Source organism: Terribacillus sp. DMT04, assembly GCF_019056395.1.
GTDB lineage: Bacteria > Bacillota > Bacilli > Bacillales > Amphibacillaceae > Terribacillus > Terribacillus aidingensis_A.
In genome coordinates, this window is record NZ_CP077639.1 from 1506405 (window position 1) to 1525646 (window position 19242).

18 protein-coding genes and 1 pseudogene are annotated in these 19242 nt (G+C 42.9%); all 19 read left to right on the forward strand.

Features of this window, described 5'->3' with window-relative positions:
- Position 1: 1 nt before the first annotated feature.
- Positions 2-2034 (forward strand): annotated as a pseudogene (gene flhA / locus KS242_RS08075) (flagellar biosynthesis protein FlhA).
- Entirely contained in the window at positions 2031-3140 is a 1110-nt protein-coding gene (flhF, locus tag KS242_RS08080) for a flagellar biosynthesis GTPase FlhF (protein ID WP_217323848.1), read from the forward strand. Before flhA ends, flhF begins: the two are co-directional and overlap by 4 nt.
- A complete protein-coding gene (locus tag KS242_RS08085; RefSeq protein ID WP_217323849.1) occupies positions 3133-4020 on the forward strand; it encodes a MinD/ParA family protein in 888 nt (295 codons plus the stop codon). Before flhF ends, KS242_RS08085 begins: the two co-directional genes overlap by 8 nt.
- Positions 3992-5059, forward strand: a complete 1068-nt coding sequence (locus KS242_RS08090; RefSeq protein WP_217323850.1) for a protein-glutamate methylesterase/protein-glutamine glutaminase — start codon at positions 3992-3994, stop codon at positions 5057-5059. Before KS242_RS08085 ends, KS242_RS08090 begins: the two co-directional genes overlap by 29 nt.
- Positions 5059-7068, forward strand: coding sequence for a chemotaxis protein CheA (locus KS242_RS08095; RefSeq protein WP_217323851.1), 2010 nt, complete (start codon positions 5059-5061; stop codon positions 7066-7068). Before KS242_RS08090 ends, KS242_RS08095 begins: the two co-directional genes overlap by 1 nt.
- Positions 7069-7080: 12 nt before the next feature.
- Positions 7081-7551 carry a chemotaxis protein CheW gene (locus tag KS242_RS08100; protein ID WP_217323852.1) on the forward strand — a complete coding sequence of 157 codons (471 nt, stop codon included), beginning with the start codon at positions 7081-7083 and terminating at the stop codon, positions 7549-7551.
- Entirely contained in the window at positions 7551-8195 is a 645-nt protein-coding gene (locus KS242_RS08105) for a chemotaxis protein CheC (protein ID WP_217323853.1), read from the forward strand. Before KS242_RS08100 ends, KS242_RS08105 begins: the two co-directional genes overlap by 1 nt.
- Positions 8188-8682 carry a chemotaxis protein CheD gene (locus KS242_RS08110; protein WP_217323854.1) on the forward strand — a complete coding sequence of 165 codons (495 nt, stop codon included), beginning with the start codon at positions 8188-8190 and terminating at the stop codon, positions 8680-8682. The genes KS242_RS08105 and KS242_RS08110 overlap by 8 nt, the downstream gene beginning before the upstream one ends.
- Positions 8682-9509 (forward strand): FliA/WhiG family RNA polymerase sigma factor, encoded by an 828-nt coding sequence (locus tag KS242_RS08115; protein WP_371747613.1) that lies wholly within the window; start codon positions 8682-8684, stop codon positions 9507-9509. Before KS242_RS08110 ends, KS242_RS08115 begins: the two co-directional genes overlap by 1 nt.
- A 36-nt stretch (positions 9510-9545) precedes the next feature.
- Positions 9546-10028 (forward strand): DUF6115 domain-containing protein, encoded by a 483-nt coding sequence (locus KS242_RS08120; protein WP_217323855.1) that lies wholly within the window; start codon positions 9546-9548, stop codon positions 10026-10028.
- A 172-nt stretch (positions 10029-10200) separates the two neighbouring features.
- The gene (gene rpsB / locus KS242_RS08125; RefSeq protein ID WP_217323856.1) at positions 10201-10941 is read left to right on the forward strand and encodes a 30S ribosomal protein S2; all 741 of its coding nucleotides are present in this window, start codon (positions 10201-10203) and stop codon (positions 10939-10941) included.
- A gap of 82 nt (positions 10942-11023) precedes the next feature.
- The gene (gene tsf / locus KS242_RS08130; RefSeq protein WP_217323857.1) at positions 11024-11905 is read left to right on the forward strand and encodes a translation elongation factor Ts; all 882 of its coding nucleotides are present in this window, start codon (positions 11024-11026) and stop codon (positions 11903-11905) included.
- A 66-nt stretch (positions 11906-11971) separates the two neighbouring features.
- Positions 11972-12697 (forward strand): UMP kinase, encoded by a 726-nt coding sequence (pyrH, locus tag KS242_RS08135; RefSeq protein WP_077309524.1) that lies wholly within the window; start codon positions 11972-11974, stop codon positions 12695-12697.
- The gene (frr, locus tag KS242_RS08140; RefSeq protein WP_217323858.1) at positions 12697-13254 is read left to right on the forward strand and encodes a ribosome recycling factor; all 558 of its coding nucleotides are present in this window, start codon (positions 12697-12699) and stop codon (positions 13252-13254) included. Before pyrH ends, frr begins: the two co-directional genes overlap by 1 nt.
- A 149-nt stretch (positions 13255-13403) precedes the next feature.
- Positions 13404-14168: an undecaprenyl pyrophosphate synthase gene (locus KS242_RS08145; RefSeq protein ID WP_217323859.1), complete on the forward strand. Its 765-nt coding sequence runs from the start codon at positions 13404-13406 to the stop codon at positions 14166-14168.
- Between the two features lie 15 nt (positions 14169-14183).
- Positions 14184-15008, forward strand: coding sequence for a phosphatidate cytidylyltransferase (locus KS242_RS08150; protein ID WP_217323860.1), 825 nt, complete (start codon positions 14184-14186; stop codon positions 15006-15008).
- A gap of 25 nt (positions 15009-15033) precedes the next feature.
- A complete protein-coding gene (gene dxr / locus KS242_RS08155) occupies positions 15034-16179 on the forward strand; it encodes a 1-deoxy-D-xylulose-5-phosphate reductoisomerase (RefSeq protein ID WP_217323861.1) in 1146 nt (381 codons plus the stop codon).
- Between the two features lie 15 nt (positions 16180-16194).
- On the forward strand, positions 16195-17451 hold the full coding sequence (gene rseP, locus KS242_RS08160) for an RIP metalloprotease RseP (protein ID WP_217323862.1): 1257 nt from the start codon (positions 16195-16197) through the stop codon (positions 17449-17451).
- Between the two features lie 15 nt (positions 17452-17466).
- Positions 17467-19164 carry a proline--tRNA ligase gene (locus tag KS242_RS08165; protein WP_217323863.1) on the forward strand — a complete coding sequence of 566 codons (1698 nt, stop codon included), beginning with the start codon at positions 17467-17469 and terminating at the stop codon, positions 19162-19164.
- The last annotated feature ends 78 nt before the right edge of the window (positions 19165-19242 follow it).

The following is a 19242-nucleotide window of genomic DNA, read 5'->3' on the forward strand; positions in this document are numbered from 1 at the left end:
TATGAAAATCAAGGATATGTCAGTACTTATAGCGGTAATATTAGTGATCGTGATGCTGATCATTCCAATGCCAGGCTGGATGCTCAGTGTTTTAATTTTAATCAATATTACGCTAGCTTTAATCGTTATCTTGGTGTCAATGAACACCGAGGAACCGCTTCAATTTTCAGTCTTTCCTTCTCTCATACTCTTACTTACGCTGTTTAGGCTGGCGTTGAATATCTCAACGACTAGATCAATTCTTTCAGAAGCGGAAGCTGGCGGAGTAGTAGAGACGTTCGGCAGTTTTGTAACTGGAGGGAATACGCTTGTTGGTTTTGTTGTTTTCGTCATTTTAGTTATCATTCAGTTCCTTGTCATTACGAAAGGATCAGAACGTGTTTCAGAAGTGGCAGCCCGGTTTACATTAGATGCAATGCCAGGGAAGCAGATGAGTATTGATGCCGATTTGAATGCCGGTATGATTTCGGATATTCAAGCGAAGGAACGCCGCCAGAAAGTCGAGCATGAAGCCGATTTTTATGGTGCGATGGATGGTGCCAGTAAATTCGTTAAAGGAGACGCCATTGCCGGCATTATAATCCTTTTAATTAATATCATTTTTGGACTTATCATTGGTATGGTTCAGCTGGGTATGGGCTTCCAAGAAGCATTTGATACATACATGCGCCTTACTGTCGGGATGGATTGGTTTCTCAAATACCAGCAATTCTGATTTCGACAGCTACTGGTATCGTGGTAACTCGTGTGGCGTCAGAAGGAAATCTCGGAAGTGATGTTACAAAGCAGCTTTTCCGTTTTCCAGGGATGCTTTATATTGCTGCCGGTACTATTTTCTTGTTAGGGTTAACACCAATTAACTTCTTCTTAACGACAGCACTTGCCGGTATATTAGCAGGCATTGCATTCTTCTTATCGAGATTACAAAAGCAGCAAGAAACAGCAGAGGTAGAAACAGAGGAAGTGAAAGAAGAAGCTTCCATGAAATCCTCGGATAATGTTGTCAGTCTGCTTAGCATGGATCCAATTGAGTTTGAATTTGGATATGCGTTGATTCCGTTAGCGGATACGAACCAAGGCGGAGATTTGCTTGATCGGATTGTGATGATTCGAAAACAGCTGGCAATTGAACTGGGTATCGTTATACCAGTTGTGCGTATTCGCGACAATATCCAGCTAGGTCCAAACGAATATCGTTTGAAAATTAAAGGCAATGAAGTAGCAGCAGGAGAAGTGCTGCTTGACCATTATTTGGCAATGAGTCCAGGTGTGGAAGATGACGGACTGGAAGGAATCAGTACACTGGAACCAGCATTCGGCTTGCCAGCGAAATGGATTAGCGAAGATGCGAAAGATGAAGCGGAGTTGTCTGGTTATACAGTAGTTGATCCTCCGTCTGTTGTTTCTACTCATTTGACTGAAACGATAAAGAGACAAGCACACGAGTTGCTTGGAAGGCAGGAAACAAAGCAGCTGATTGATCATTTGAAAGAATCGTATCCAATTCTAGTAGAAGAAGTAACACCAGATCCGCTTTCTGTCGGTGATGTGCAGAAAGTACTGGCAAAACTGCTACGAGAACATGTTTCTGTACGAAACTTGCCTGTAATCTTTGAAACGTTAGCTGATTTTGGAAGAATGACGACCGATACAGATTTGTTAGCAGAGTATGCACGTCAAGCGTTGGCTCCGCAAATCACGAAACAATATGTGCAGGGCAGCCAACCGTTACAAGTAATTACAGTTTCTGGGACAGTTGAGAAGTTAATTGCCGATCATATTCAGCAGACAGAGCATGGAAACTATTTATCACTCGATCCAGATGCACAGCAGCAAATCGTCCAATCTGTTATGCAGCAAGCAGAGCGGTTGTCTTTACAGGAGGAAACGGTCGTTGTGCTCTGTTCACCAACAATTCGTATGTATATCAGACAGCTGCTTGACCGCAGTCTGCCGCATGCAGTCGTACTTTCGTATAATGAATTGGACAATACAACAGAGATTAAGAGTGTTGGGATGGTGAATGTCGCATGAAAATGAAAAAATACACAGCGGCATCTATGCCTGAAGCGATGATACAAGTAAGACGGGAGCTTGGAAAAGACGCAGTTATCTTGCGTACAAAAGAGTTCACAAGCGGTGGATTTCTTGGGTTATTTAAGAAGAAGCAGATTGAAGTTATTGCAGCATTAGACCCTGACGTAAGCAAAAGCGAACCTGTCAAAGAGAGCGGCGCAGCTATGTTAGCGGCACCTGCTAATAAAGTAAGCAACAAAACAGAGAGTGAAAGGCAATCAGATATGTCTTCTGAATTGACTGCCTTCAAGCAGGAATTACGAGCAGCAATCTCCGGCCAAACAAGACACTATGCCATGCCGCTGCAGCGTTTATATGAAAGACTGCTGCATAATGAGGTACTTCCTCAAATCGCTTCAGGTCTGATGGAAAGATTAATTGAACAGGGACATGCTGAAGATGCAGAAAGCAAGCTGCTAGCGCTGCTTACAGAACGTTTCAGTAAAGTACAGCAACCGACAAGCTTTCAAAAGAAATATATTCATCTAGTCGGTCCGACAGGTGTGGGCAAGACAACAACGATAGCCAAGTTGGCAGCCAAAAGCGCGTTAGTTGATAACAAGAAGGTAGCTTTTATCACGACGGATACATACCGTATTGCTGCCATTGATCAGCTGCGAACATATGCAAAAATATTGGATGTGCCAATGGAAGTTGCTTATTCACTGGAAGATTATGAAGCAGCAAGAAAGAAGTTTGCTGATTATGATCAAGTGTTTGTAGATACTGCCGGCAGAAACTTTAAAGATGCTGCGTTTGTAAAAGAGCTGGAGCGTACTCTCGATTTGCAGCAAGATGCAGAAACATATTTAACATTGGCTATTACGACGAGAGCAAGTGATCTGGCAGCTATTTATCATCAGTTTGCTCATCTGCCGATCAAGCAGTTTATATTTACAAAAATAGATGAAGCGAGTCGCTATGGCGGAATACTGAATCTCATGCAGCAAGCAAATATTGGTGTTGCTTATCTTACACACGGACAGGATGTACCGGATGACATTTTAACGCCGACTGCAGATTTTTTGGCAAAACGTGTAATGGAGGAAACGGCTCGTGCGTGATCAAGCTGCAAAATTACGGGCAAGTGTGCAAGGTGCCAGAACAGGTCGTACAGTAGCAATTGCTAGTGGAAAAGGAGGCGTTGGGAAGTCCAATTTTGCTTTAAACTTCTCTTTGGCTCTATGTAATCTCGGTAAAACTGTTCTTCTGATTGATTTGGACCTGGGCATGGGGAATATTGAGATTCTGTTAGGGAAATCAGCTGACTATTCCTTTATTGATATGATTCAAAAACGACTAGACTTTGAGGAAATTGTGGCATCTGGGCCAAAAGGTCTGAATTTCATCGCGGCCGGAACAGGCATGAACAATTTGTTCCAGATGGATGACGCGGGATTTATCCATTTCCAAACGGAATTTGAAAGGGCACAGCTTCAGTATGATTATGTCTTCCTGGACATGGGAGCTGGTTTAACAGAAGAAAGCGCAGCCTTCATTTTGGCAGCAGATGAAAGTATCGTTGTTACAACAACAGAGCCGACGAGCATGATGGATGCATATGCTTTGATTAAGCATATGAAACAGCGTCATGCCAACTTGCCGATGCATCTGCTTGTAAACCGAGCGGCAGATCGGCGAGAAGGTCAGGATACAGCAGCCAGAATGCAAGAAGTAGTACAAACTTTTTTGCAAGCAGAAATCAATCTATTGGGCGTATTGCCCGAAGATAAGCAAGTCACAAGATCAGTGAAGCTTCAACAGCCATTTTTTGATCTAAAAGATTCAAAGGCTGCATCAGCTATTCGTCAGCTTGCAGCCAGCTATCAACAGCCAGTTACAGATGCAGCAGCGAAAGAATCAACATCATTCATTGGCAGATTGAAAGATATCTGGCTGAAAGGAGGAACACGCAATGGGAAAAATCCGCGTTTTAGTCGTTGATGACTCAGCTTTTATGCGGAAGATAATCTCAGATCTGCTGAATAGCGATGATCGCTTGGAAGTAATCGGAACAGCAAGGAACGGCCAGGATGGACTCAAACATATACAGCAGCTGAAACCAGATGTTGTAACGATGGACGTTGAGATGCCTATCATGAGTGGTCTGGACGCATTGAGAGAAATTATGAAACAGCATCCTCTACCCGTCGTCATGCTTTCCAGTCTCACAAAACAAGGTGCAGATATGACTATTCAAGCGATGTCGCTTGGCGCAGTTGATTTCATCGCCAAGCCATCGGGATCCATTTCATTGGATCTTGACAAGGTCCGAGATGAACTTGTCGTTAAAGTGGCGGCAGCAGCTTCGTCCCGTCTTTCTGTTAAAACACAAGTGAAGGCGCCGGAAGTGAAAGTCATCAGCAGGACTCCAATAAAGAAGCGTTCTGCTCATAGTCTTGTTGCAATCGGGACTTCCACAGGAGGTCCGAGAGCTCTGCAGGAAGTAATCGGCAAGCTTCCCGCCGCTCTTTCTGCTCCGGTTGTTGTTGTCCAGCATATGCCAGTAGGGTTTACCAAGTCTCTGGCAGAAAGACTGGACAGCTTGAGTGCTGTTAAAGTGAAAGAAGCCGAGCAGCATGAAATATTGCGAAATGGCACAGTATATATCGCTCCTGGCGGGTATCATCTGACAATTGTGCAGTCAGAAGACAGATTAGTTGCTAAATTGACGACTGAGGCACCTGTAAGAGGACACCGCCCATCCGTGGATCGACTGTATGAGTCAATTAGTAATCTGAAGAATGTAGATGTATGTACAGTCATTATGACTGGCATGGGAGCTGATGGGACAGAAGGGTTGCGCAAGATTAGTAATCAGTTGTCTTCTGTCTACAGTATTGGAGAATCTGCGTCAACTTGTGTCGTCTACGGTATGCCTCGGGCAGCTGCTGAAGCTGGTTTGCTTCATCATGTTAGCCCTGTGCATTCGATTGCACAAGCCATTCACCAGCGAATCAATCTTTTGGAGGGGGTCAATTAATGGAAACAGATCAGTATTTAGATGTATTCATTGAAGAAAGCAAAGAACATCTGCAGGCGTTAAACCAGCATTTGCTCGAACTAGAAAAGCAGCCGGAAGATCTCAGCTTAGTAAATGAAATTTTCCGTTCCGCTCATACGCTGAAAGGTATGTCGGCTACGATGGGGTATCAGGATTTAGCTAATCTAACGCATCAGATGGAGAATGTCCTGGACGGAATTCGTAATCACCAAATCAAGATCAATCCAGACATCCTTGATGTAGTCTTTGCAGCTGTAGACAGCTTGGAAGAAATGGTACTGGATATTGAGTCCGGCGGAACAGGGAAGAAAGAAGTCAGCGAACTTGTGCGTCAGCTAGAGACAATCGAATCAGGCGAAGCTGTTTTGCAAACAGCAGCAGCTGTAGCTGAATCAGAAACAATTCATGACACATCCAGCTTCACATTGGACGAATTTGAACTAGCAGTTCTCCGGGAAAGTGAAGAAAAAGGATACCAAAACTTCTACGCAAAAGTCACATTGCGTGAAGATTGTATGTTAAAAGCTGCAAGGGTTTATATGGTCTTTGAAGCATTAGAATCTTTAGGTGAAGTAGTAAAATCTAATCCGGATGTTTCTCAGTTAGAAGATGAAGCATTTGATCTGAGTTTTGAAATGTTGTTCGTAACACAACAGTCGATGGATCTAATAAAAGAGAAAATTCTTCAAGTTTCAGAAATAGATACAGTCTTCATCCAAGACTTTTTCGTTGATACATATAAGCAGGTGCAAGATACAACTGCAGAAACGAAAGAAACGCAGGCTCCTGTATTGGAAGAAAAACAGCAGGAAGCTGCGGCAGAGAAAAAGGCGCAGAACGGCAACAAGACAATACGTGTGAATATCGAGCGATTGGACATTCTTATGAACTTGTTTGAAGAGCTGGTAATTGACCGCGGCAGACTGGAACAGATTGCCGAAGAAGTGAAGCATCCAGAACTGAATGAAACAGTGGAGCGTATGGCAAGAATTTCTGGTGACCTGCAGAGTATCGTACTGACAATGCGGATGGTGTCGATTGACCAAGTGTTCAATCGTTTCCCGCGTATGGTTCGGCAGCTTGCCAAGGATCTTAACAAAAAAATCGATCTTCAAATTGAAGGAGCGGAAACAGAGCTTGACCGTACTGTAATCGATGAAATCGGTGATCCGCTTGTACACTTAATCCGCAACAGTTTAGATCACGGAGTGGAAACTCCGGAAGTTAGACGCGAGCTTGGAAAACCGGAAACAGGAACCATTAAACTGAAAGCTTATCATTCTGGTAATCATGTCTTTATTAATATTAGTGATGATGGCGCTGGAATCAATCGCAAGAAAGTAACCGAGAAAGCGATTAATAATGGGTTAATCACAAAAGAACAAGCCTCAATAATGACAGATAATCAAGTGTTCGGTCTCATCATGGAAAGCGGTTTTTCCACTGCAGATACTATTTCGGATATCTCTGGAAGAGGCGTAGGGCTGGATGTAGTTCGGAACACGATAGAATCGCTTGGCGGAGCAATTTCCATTGACTCTGTAGAAGGACAAGGGTCTACATTCAGTATTGAGTTGCCGCTGACATTATCTATCATTAGCGTCTTGCTTGTAGAGATACAACAAGAAAAATATGCAGTTCCGCTCTCGTCTATCATTGAGACGGCAATCATCTCAAAATCGGATGTTATGCATGTCCATAATCAAGCAGTAATAGATTTCCGCGGCAGAGTCGTACCACTCGTTTCCTTGAAAGATGTATTCCAGGTACCTGAAGTAAATGAAGAAACGGATCATTATTCTGTAGTTATCATTAAAAAAGGTGATAAATCTGCCGGCTTAATCGTCGATGGTTTTATCGGTCAGCAGGAAATTGTACTCAAATCACTAGGCAACTATCTGACTGACATTTTTGCAATCTCCGGAGCTACCATTCTTGGAGATGGACAAGTAGCACTTATTATCGACAGCAATGCGCTAATTAAATAAGGAGGGTTTATTATGGCAGAAGAAATCGTACAAGATGTGAAAGTAATTGTTTTTCAATTAAAGAATGAAGAATATGCGGTACCAGTAACACAAGTAGGTTCCATTGAGAAGATGGAACATATCACGAGAGTTCCAAATACGGAAAACTTCATTAAAGGCGTTATTAATATGCGTGGTATTGTGACACCGATTGTCGACTTGCGCAGCCGCCTTGGATTAGAGGAAACACCTGCTGATGAAAATACAAGAATTATTATTGTGGATCTTGCGGAAACATCCATCGGTTTAATTGTTGATGCTGCGAATGATGTCGTAGATATACCTGTCGACAAAATTGAAGAAGCACCGCAAGTGATTGGTGCCATTGACATCGATTATATTGACGGTGTTGTGAAACTGGAAGATAGACTAATCATTTTGCTTGATTTGCGAAAAGTACTTAAATTCCATGAAATTGAGCAAATCAAGTCTATTGAAAACTAATGTATGATTTAAGGCATATAACAGAGGATCAACTGGATGCATTGAAAGAAGCAGGAAATATAGGAGCAGGTAACGCCTCAACAGCTCTATCAACTTTGCTTCGCCGAGATATCGATATGCAGGTTCCTGCGGTGCGAATATGTCACTTTAATGAATTGATTGATTCGACAGGCGGCGCGGAGCAGCCAGTAGCAGCCATTTATCTCAGAATTCAGGGTGATGCGCCTGGGAACATGTTTTTTCTGCTAGAACCAGGAGATGCAGAAATGTTTGTTCATTATATTACGGGCAGTGAGTCTTTCGCTTGGTCGAACACGTCCTATGATGATATCAACTTGTCTGCTTTGCATGAGATGGGTAATATTTTGGCCGGAAGTTATTTGTCTGCTATCAGTGATTTCGCTGATGTAAACATGCAGCCATCCGTTCCGCAAATAAGTGTGGATATGGGCGGTGCCATTTTAGCAAATGGACTAATTGAGATTGCCCAGGAGAGTGACTATACGGTTGTCATTGATACAGTCATATCCTTACTTAATCCAAATCAGGAACAACAAATGATTGAAGGAAAATTTCTTCTGCTATTGGATCCAGATGCGTTCGGTCAATTATTTCGATCTTTAGGTGTCGACGAGCATGACTGATACAGAGGTGTTGCATGTCGGCATCGCTGATGCAAAAATTGCTGCTTCTCCACAGCATTTGCGCACAGCGGGTCTTGGTTCTTGTGTCGGTGTTGTTGTCTACGACAGACAAACCAAGTTAGCAGGTATGGCGCATGTGATGCTGCCTGACTCGAGTCTGGCCATGCAGACTCAGATGAACCGTAATAAATACGCAGATACCGCGATGGATGATTTAATTGCGAATCTTCTGCGATTAGGTGCGAGCAAAGTGCGCTTTAAGGCGAAGATGGCTGGGGGAGCCCAGATGTTTTCTTTCATGTCAAGTGATGAAAAAATGCGGATTGGTCCCCGAAACATTGAAGCAGTGGAACGGAAGCTTTTAGAATATCGGATTCCAATTGAAAGCAAGGATGTCGGCGGGAGTAATGGACGTACGATTGAGTTTGATACAGATACGTGTGCTTTGAAGGTCAAAACAGTAAATAAAGAGGAAGCGATCATATAATGGAGCAGCTTTATGCCTATGACGAAACAGCAAACGAAGGAGGGAGTTTCATGGTCAATAATGGATCAGAAACAGAACAGCAATATTGGGACAGCTGGCTCATAAAGAAAGATAACGAAGCTGCCAATGAATTGATGCGGATGTATATGCATGTAGTAGATTATCACACCCAGCGCATCGCTGCTCATCTTCCCTCCAGTGTGAGCAGAGATGATGTCAGAAGCTTTGGTTACACAGGATTGTATGATGCCTTGCAAAAATTCGAACCAAGCCGGGATTTCAAATTTGAAACTTATGCTTCTTTTCGTGTAAGAGGCGCCATTATGGATGGCTTACGCAAAGAAGACTGGCTTCCTCGTACTGTACGAGACAAAGTGAAAAAAATTGAAGCAGCTGCTGCCAGCTTGGAACAATCACTCGAACGTCAGCCGACTAGCTCCGAAATTGCTAAGAAGACTGGTTTGAGTAAAGAAGAAGTGGAAGAAGCGGTACGTGATTCACTGTTTTCCAATGTGCTTTCTATGGATGACAAGCCTGCTCAGCCTAAACAGGAAAAACAGGATTCCGGTTATGTTCTACCTGATTTAAAGACACCTCAGCCAGAGGATGCTATTATGCAAAAAGAACTGCTGCTTCAGCTCACAGATTGTATAAAATTGCTCAATCAGCACGAACAGCTCGTCATCAGTCTTTTCTATAAAGAAGAATTGACGTTTACGGAGATTGGTCACATACTGGAATTAACCACTTCCCGGATTTCTCAGATTCACAAACGTGCGATCTTTAAATTAAGGGAATCTTTGGCAAAGCTTTCAGCTATCAGCTGAAAGCTATTTCCATTTTATATAGAAAGAAGGTTCTCCATGCTTACACTGCTAGTAGCCGCAAGTCTTATGCTGCATCTTCTTACTTTTATTGCGATACGAATACTTCAATCGAACGTGCAGCGGCAAGAAAGCAGACATAAAGAAGAAAAGCAGGCTTATGAGTCAATCCTCAACTCCATCCTAGATGAACTAAAAGAAGAAAATGAACGACTGCTTCAAGCTGAACAAGCAAATGCGAAAGTTTCGCCAGTAAATAATAGGAAACAGGAAACTACTGCTGTTCCTGCAGCTTATCTTGAAAAAGAAACAGAAGAAGCTCCTTATTCTGCAGATTATGCGCCTCCCCAGCCTGAAGAGGAAGAAGACCTAGTATCGATGTCTAATCTTGGCCGTGTTCTGCAGCTTCATGAGCAGCATTACGCTCCTGCAGAGATTGCCAAAAAGCTTGGAATGGGGAAAACGGAAGTAGAATTAATCCTATTAATGAGGAAAAATAGCAAAACAGATAAAAAAAGCTGAGAAAGTATAAAAACATGTCTAAGAAGCTTGATTGAAGGCAATAGCTGTGCTATATTTATTTTTGGTGTTAATACACACGTCTGCCGATTTTTACGGGAGGTGCTGATATTCATTCAGTTCCCGATAAAAGATGAAGCAGTCGGAGGAGAAAAAACCATTAGGAGGAAACACTATGTCAGTCATTTCAATGAAACAATTGCTTGAAGCTGGTGTTCATTTCGGTCACCAGACTCGCCGTTGGAACCCGAAAATGAAGAAATACATCTTCACGGAGCGTAACGGTATCTACATCATCGACCTTCAGAAAACAGTTAAGAAGGTTGACGAAGCGTACAATTACGTAAAGGAACTTGCTGCAGATGGCGGTACTATCCTATTCGTAGGTACGAAGAAACAAGCACAGGAATCTGTTAAAGAAGAAGCCATCCGTTCTGGTCAGTACTTCGTTAACCAACGTTGGTTGGGCGGTACGCTTACAAACTTCCAAACAATCCGCAAACGTATCAATCGCTTGAAATCTATCGAGCGCATGGAAGAAGACGGTACTTTCGAAGTACTTCCTAAGAAAGAAGTAGTAGGTCTTCTTAAAGAAAAAGATCGTCTTGTTAAATTCCTTGGCGGTATCAAAGACATGGAAAGAATTCCAGACGCTCTATTCGTTATCGACCCGCGTAAAGAAAGAATTGCAATTGCAGAAGCTCACAAATTGAACATCCCGATCATCGGTATCGTTGATACGAACTGTGATCCAGACGAAATCGATTACGTGATCCCTGCGAATGATGACGCTATCCGCGCTGTCAAATTGCTTACTTCTAAAATGGCTGATGCTATCTTGGAATCCAAGCAAGGTGAAGAGTTGGAAGAACAAGAAGCTCCAGCTGAAGAAGCTGCAGAAGCTGTAAGCGAGTAATGGATGAAGGGTGATAAGGGGGGACCTTTTATCACCCTTTTTTCAAGAAATAAATTGTCCAAACCCTAAGGAGGCATTTACGATGGCAATCACAGCACAAATGGTAAAAGAATTGCGCGAAAAAACAGGCGCAGGAATGATGGACTGTAAAAAAGCGCTAACACAAACTGATGGTGACATGGAGAAAGCAATCGACTATCTTCGCGAGAACGGTATTGCGAAAGCAGCGAAAAAAGCTGACCGTGTTGCTGCAGAAGGTCTTGCGTTCATCGCTACAGAAGGCGACCAAGCAGTACTAATCGAAGTAAACTGTGAAACTGACTTCGTTACAAAGAATGATCAGTTTAAAACACTTCTAAATGATTTGGCACAGCATATTCTTGCTAACAAACCAGCAGACGTGGAAGAAGCACTTGAGCAGAAAATGAACGATGAGCAAACTGTTGGTGAATATATCAACGCTGCAATCGCTAAAATCGGAGAGAAAATCTCTCTTCGCCGTTTCGCTCTTGTAAGCAAAACAGAAAACCAAGCATTCGGTGCTTACCTGCATGGCGGAGGCCGTATTGGTGTATTGACATTGCTTGACGGTACAACGGATGCTGACCTTGCAAAAGATGTTGCAATGCACGTTGCTGCTGTTAACCCACGTTATGTTTCTCGTGACGCAGTTGCTGCAGAAGAAATCGACCGCGAGCGTGAAGTATTGAAAACACAAGCTTTAAACGAAGGCAAACCAGAAAACATCGTTGAAAAAATGGTAGAAGGACGCCTAGGCAAGTTCTTCGAAGAAATCTGCTTGCTTGAACAAAGCTTCATTAAAGACCCGGATCACAAAGTGAAAAAATATGTATCCGACAAAGGTGCTTCAGTCGTGAGCTTTGTTCGTTATGAAGTCGGCGAAGGTATGGAAAAACGCGAAGATAACTTCGTTGATGAAGTAATGAGCCAAGTTAAAAAATAAGCACGACAAAAAAAGGGGACACGTTGTGTTCCCTTTTTTACAAAATACATACCTTTGGAGGCAACAATGACGAAAGCGCGCTATAAAAGAATTGTATTGAAATTAAGTGGGGAAGCATTAAGCGGAACAGTTGGATACGGAATCGAGCCATCTGTGATTCGCAATATTGCGGAACAAGTAAAAGAAGTTGCTGAAATGGACGTAGAAGTTGCTGTTGTTGTCGGCGGCGGTAATATTTGGCGTGGCAAAGTCGGAAGTGAAATGGGAATGGATCGTGCGAATGCCGATTATATGGGTATGCTGGCAACTGTGATGAACTCACTAGCTTTACAGGATAGCTTGGAGAATCTAGGTATCCCGACAAGAGTACAGACTTCCATTGAAATGCGCCAGGTTGCAGAACCATATATCCGCCGGAAAGCGATTCGCCATCTTGAGAAAAAGCGTGTTGTTATTTTCGCGGCTGGAACTGGAAACCCATACTTCTCAACTGATACGACAGCAGCACTGCGTGCAGCAGAAGTAGAAGCAGAAGTTATTTTAATGGCAAAAAACAATGTTGATGGTGTCTACAATGCAGATCCGAAATTAGTCGCAGATGCAGTAAAATATGATTCCTTAACATACATGGATATCCTCAATGAAGGACTTGGTGTTATGGATGCGACCGCCTCATCTCTATGCATGGACAATGACATTCCGCTGCTCGTTTTCTCAATCAGTGAACAAGGCAATATTAAAAAAGCAGTTGCCGGTGAGGATATCGGCACAATTATTAGGGGGAATAAATAATGTCAACGGCAATTGTAAATGATGCAAAAAATAAAATGACACAAACAGTACAGGCTTTCTCCAGACAGTTGGCAACTGTACGTGCAGGGCGCGCTAACCCATCTTTGCTTGACAGTGTTTATGTTGATTATTATGGTGCGTCTACACCGCTGAATCAGCTTGCAAGTGTTACAGCACCAGAGGCGCGTATGCTTGTTATTACACCATATGATAAAACAGCTATTTCAGACATCGAAAAAGCTATCCAGAAAGCTGACTTAGGCTTATCTCCTTCCAGCGATGGTAACATTATTCGTCTAAGCATCCCTGCTTTAACAGAAGAGCGACGTAAGGATTTAGTTAAAGTTGTATCCAAGTATTTGGAAGAGGCAAAGGTTCAAATCCGAAACGCACGCCGTGACGGTAATGACCAGCTGAAAAAAGCTGAAAAAAATAAAGAAATCACAGAAGATGATTTGAAAGGCTTCCAAGATGATGTGCAAAAGGAAACAGACAAGCATATCGGCGATTTGGAAAACCTTGCTAAAGATAAAGAAAAAGAAATAATGGAAGTTTGACCCTTAACCATGTAAAATAAGCAGTACAAGACCCTCTTGCTAAAGGGGGTTTTTGCTCTTTTTGCGAGAGCTAAAGAGCAAGTACTGTACAGGGCACCCAGTTTGACTCATGCAGTCAGCAGAGAAATAAGCCCAATGGAGGATTCAAAATGATTAAACTTCCTTTTTTTAATAGGAAAAGAAGAATAGAATTGCAGCCGACAACATTACAGTTGGAGAATATTCCAAATCATATAGCTATTATTATGGATGGTAACGGCCGCTGGGCCAAGAAACGTGGACTTCCGCGTATAGCCGGTCACAAAGAAGGCATGACGACTGTGCGTCGAATTGTAAAAGCTGCCAATCGTATTAATGTAAAGGTACTGACTTTGTATGCCTTTTCTAAAGAAAATTGGAAAAGACCGCAAGCAGAAGTCGAATTCCTAATGAAGCTGCCAAAAGAGTTTCTGACAACGTATTTGCCAGAATTGGTTGAAGAAAATGTGAAAGTGCAAACAATAGGGGATTTAGAAGGGCTGCCTTCTTTTACAAGAGAAGCTGTACGTGAAGCGATGGAACAGACAAAGCATAACGATGGGCTGATTCTTAACTTTGCGTTAAATTATGGCGGACGTTATGAACTGGTGAACGCTGTGCAAAGTATGATGCAGGATGTTCAAGAGCAAAAGCTGCAGCTAGACGAAGTAGATGAGTCTTGTATATCTCGTTATTTATATACAGAAAAAATGGCAGATCCTGATTTAATTATCCGTACAAGCGGTGAGCATCGCTTAAGCAACTTCCTGTTATGGCAGAGTGCTTATGCAGAGCTTTGGTTCACGGAAGTATTATGGCCTGATTTTGATGAGCTGCTGTTTGAGCAGGCTGTGAGTGATTTCCAGAACAGAAAAAGGCGCTATGGCGGTATTTGAGGTGAATAGTTAATAATGAAGCAACGTTTAATTACAGCGCTTGTTGCAGGCATATTTTTTATGATATTCGTGCTGCTCGGAGGAGAATGGTTTGAAGCATTCGTTTATTTGATTGCGACCATTGCCTTCATCGAGCTTTTGCGTATGCGCAAGATCGCAAAATACAAAATACCATCGGTTGTCAGTATCCTGATGCTTTGGGTTTTATTGTCACCGGAACTCGGCATGATTAATGCTATGTTTGATGTACATATCAATAAGACAGACATTCTGTTGTTCTCTGTAATTCTGCTTTTAAGTTATACGGTGCTTGCCAAGAATCGCTTCACATTTGAAGATGCAGGGTTTCTGCTCATTACCGTTGTATACATTGGATTTGGCTTCCTTTACTTCCTTATTACGAGAAATGCTGAGGATGTCATTATTGAAGGCCATGTTGTTACTGGTTTAGCTAAGTTTATTTTTGTGCTTGTCGTGATATGGGCAACAGACTCTGGTGCTTATTTCTTCGGGAAGGCATTTGGAAAACATAAATTGTGGCCGACAATAAGTCCGAATAAGACAATTGAAGGCGGCATTGGCGGTCTTTTACTTGGTTGTGTAGCCGGCATTATATTCCAAGTTATTTCGCCAGTAAATGCCTCTATCTGGGTCGTAATTGGAGTTTGTGTTTTAATTGCTGTATTCGGTCAGCTTGGTGATATGGTCGAATCCGCATTTAAGAGACATTATCTTGTAAAAGATTCCGGAAAGATTTTACCAGGTCATGGCGGCATTTTAGATCGCTTCGACAGTATGATTTTTGTTTTCCCAATTCTGCATTTAATTCAATTCATTTAATAAAGTATAGAGGGGGGCACGTCCGATGAAAACAATCGCTTTATTAGGTGCAACCGGTTCAATTGGTCTGCAAACCTTAGATGTTATCCGAAATCATCCTGAAGCTTTTCGGCTCCACAGTATGGCTTTCGGACGCAACATCGAAAAAGCTGTACCGTTTATTAAAGAATTTAAGCCATCAGTTGTTGTCGTACAGGATGAAACAGTAAAAGAAAAGCTTCATCAGGTAATGCCTCATATCGATATTTTGGTTGGTTCTGCTGGTATGGTTGCCATTAGTTCGGCTAGCGAGGTCGATGTTGTTGTTAATGCAGTGCTCGGAAGTATTGGACTGGAAGCAACATTGGAAGCCATTCGTGCGAAAAAGCAAGTTGCCTTTGCTAATAAGGAAACACTGGTGTCTGCGGGACATCTTGTCATGGCAGAAGCGAACAAGCATGGTGTGAATCTGCTTCCAGTGGACAGTGAGCACGCTGCTATTTTCCAATGCCTAAATGGTGAGAAGCTTGAAGATGTAAACAAACTTATCATAACCGCATCTGGCGGCAGCTTCCGTGATTATACAAGAGACGAGCTGAAACATGTAACGCTGGAGGATGCTTTGCGCCACCCGAATTGGAGCATGGGTCAAAAGATCACAATCGATTCGGCGACAATGATGAACAAAGGTCTGGAAGTAATCGAAGCACATTGGCTCTTTGGAATTGATTATGATGATATTGAAGTTGTTCAGCACCGAGAAAGTATTATCCATTCTATGGTGGAATACAAGGATTACAGTGTCCTTGCACAGCTTGGAACACCAGATATGCGTGTTCCGATCCAGTATGCGCTCACCTACCCAGAAAGACTTGATTTAGCTATCTCAAAAAGGTTAAACTTAGTGGAAATAGGCAAGCTCCACTTTGAAGAAATGAGTATGGATCGGTTCCCTTGTTTGCGCATGGCGTATGAAGCAGGCAAGGCAGGCGGTACTGCTACAACTGTACTTAATGCTGCGAATGAGGAAGCGGTCGCACAATTTCTTGCTGGGAAAATCGACTTCCTCACAATTGAGGATTATGTTGCACGTGCACTTGATGCACACGACTATGAATCTTTCCCGTCCTTAGAAACGATCATGGAGACTGATCGACTCACGCGCAGTCAAGTGAGGTCCTATATCCAATAAAGGCAGGTGCTCATTATGACAACTATTATTGCGTTTATTCTCGTGTTCGGGCTGCTCGTTTTCGTGCATGAACTTGGACATTTGATATTTGCAAAGCGTGCTGGCATGCTAGCACGTGAATTCGCTATCGGCTTCGGACCGAAAATTTTTTCTTGGACGAAAAATGAGACACTTTATACAATTAGACTTCTTCCCGTTGGGGGATATGTCCGCGTTGCAGGTGAAGATCCTGAAATTGTGGAATTAAAGCCAGGACATCATATTGGCCTGGAATTTAATGACAAACAAGAAGTAACAAAGATTATCGTCAACAATAAATCGAAGCATCCAAACGCCCGCGTCATTGAAGTGGAACGCGCAGATTTAGATCATAATTTGATGATTTATGGCTACGAAATAGGGGAGGAAGAACGTCTGTCATTCCCTGTTAACGAAAAAGCCATGTATGTTATGGACGAAACAGAAACGCAGATTGCCCCTTATAATCGTCAATTTGCTTCAAAGAACAAAAGACAGCGGGCCATGCAATTATTTGCCGGGCCTTTAATGAATTTCCTGCTAGCAATTTTCTTGTTCTTCGTGCTGGCACTTATACAAGGCATTCCGGCTGATAATGCTGCTGTAGGAACCGTACAACAGGATTCTCCAGCAGAAGAAGCAGGTCTGCAATCCGGTGATGACATTACAGCAATTAATGGGACATCTGTACAGACATGGGAGGAATTCACAGCAATTGTTCAAGACAGCCCGGAAGAAGAATTGCAAGCTACGATCGTACGGGACGGTCAAGAGCAGCAAGTTCCAATCACCCCTGCACTCGTAGAAAGCGGGGATCAAAAGATTGGTCAAATTGGTGTAACACTTGCTATGGAAAAATCCTTCTTGGGAGCAATTCCTTACAGTTTCCAGCAAACGTATGAATTTGGTACGCTAATTTTAACGAATCTTGGTCAGCTCGTGACTGGACAGCTTAATATTAATGCTTTATCCGGTCCGGTTGGAATCTATGATGCAACTGACCAAGTAGTGAAGACAGGTTTAATCAACTTGATTCAATGGACGGCTCTGTTAAGCGTCAACTTAGGAATTGTCAATCTCGTACCGCTGCCTGCGCTTGATGGAGGACGACTCCTATTCATCGGTGTAGAAGCGTTGCGCGGTAAACCAGTTGAACCGCAGAAAGAAGCGGTAGTGCATTTTATTGGATTTGCACTGCTGATGCTTTTAATGATTGTGGTCACTTGGAATGATATACAGCGGTTATTTTTATGATGCAGAGGTGGAAGAATGCGACAAAGTAAAACATTTATACCAACATTAAGAGAAGTTCCGGCTGATGCGGAAGCTATCAGCCATCAGCTTCTCGTTAAAGGCGGCTATATCCGTCAGACAGCCTCCGGAATATACAGCTACCTGCCGCTAGGTACGAAAGTGCTGCGTAAAGTGGAAGCCATCATTCGGGAAGAAATGAATCGATCAGGAGCAAGTGAGATGCTGATGCCGGCATTGCAGCCAGCAGAACTTTGGCAGGAAACAGGACGCTGGAAGGTGTACGGACCGGAACTAATGCGCATGCATGACCGAAATAACAGGCAGTTTGCGCTCGGACCGACACATGAGGAAGTCACAACTAGCTTAGTGCGTGATGAGCTGAACAGTTACAAAAAACTTCCGCTTACAGTTTACCAAATCCAAACAAAGTTCCGTGACGAACAGCGTCCGCGTTTTGGATTGCTTCGCGGCCGTGAATTTATCATGAAGGATGCTTATTCTTTCCATGCTGATTACGAAAGCCTGGATGAAGCTTATCAAACAATGTCTAATGCTTATCATCGCATCTTCAATCGTGTAGGGTTGAATTTCCGGGCAGTTGTTGCGGATTCTGGTGCTATGGGCGGAAAAGATACACATGAATTCATGGCGCTTGCATCTGTTGGGGAAGACACAATCGCCTTTAGTGATACGTCTGATTATGCTGCCAATATTGAAATGGCTGAAGTGCTTGATCAAGGGCATAAACCGGAAACAGAAGCGCTGCCTTTAGAAAAGGTAGAAACACCAAATGTAAAAACAATGCAGCAAGCTGCCGATTTTCTTGGGCATACATTAGAAGAAGGCTTAAAAGCCGTTGTCTTCAAAGTGGATGAACAGCTTGTCATGGTTATCGCTCGCGGCGACCATGATATTAATGATATTAAGGTGAAAAACCTGTATCAGGCGCAAATGGTTGAGCTTGCGGATGAAGCAGAAGTAAAAGAAATACTTGGCGCAGGTTTTGGATCGCTTGGACCAATTCATGTACCAGAAGCAATAGATGTTATTGCGGACAACAGTGTGAAGTATGTTGCGAACGTTTCATGCGGAGCCAATGAAGATGGCTACCATTTTAAAAACGTAAATCCAGAGCGTGACTTCCAAGTGAAGCAATATGCGGATCTGCGTTTCATCCAAGCTGGAGACGCTTCACCAGACGGTCAAGGCACTATCCAGTTTGCAGAAGGAATTGAAATTGGACAAGTGTTCAAACTTGGCGAATTTTATGCAGATAAAATGCAGGCGAAATTCCTTGATGAACAAGGAAAAGCACAGAACCTTATTATGGGTTGCTACGGAATCGGTGTTTCCCGTACACTTGCAGCAGCTGTTGAACAGCACAGCAAGGATGGAGCCGTTGTATGGCCGAAAGCAATCAGTCCATTCCAAGTACACCTGATCAGCTTGAATCCGAAAAAAGACGAACAGCGTGAGCTGGCAGACCGTCTTTATGAAAGATTACTTGAAGCTGGCGTCGATGTGTTGTACGATGATCGTAAGGAACGCGCCGGTGTCAAATTCGCTGATAGTGATTTGATTGGTATTCCAGTTCGCGTTACAGTAGGTAAACTAGCTGCAAGTGGCGAAGTGGAAGTGAAGTTCCGTGATACAGAACAAGAAGCAGTTTCACATGAAAATAATTTGCTAGATCAATTAGCTGCTTATCTATAAAAAGTACAAGCCCTTGTCAATTATTGACAGGGGCTTTCGTAAGACCGCATTTTAGTAGCGGGGGAGGAGAAGGTCAAT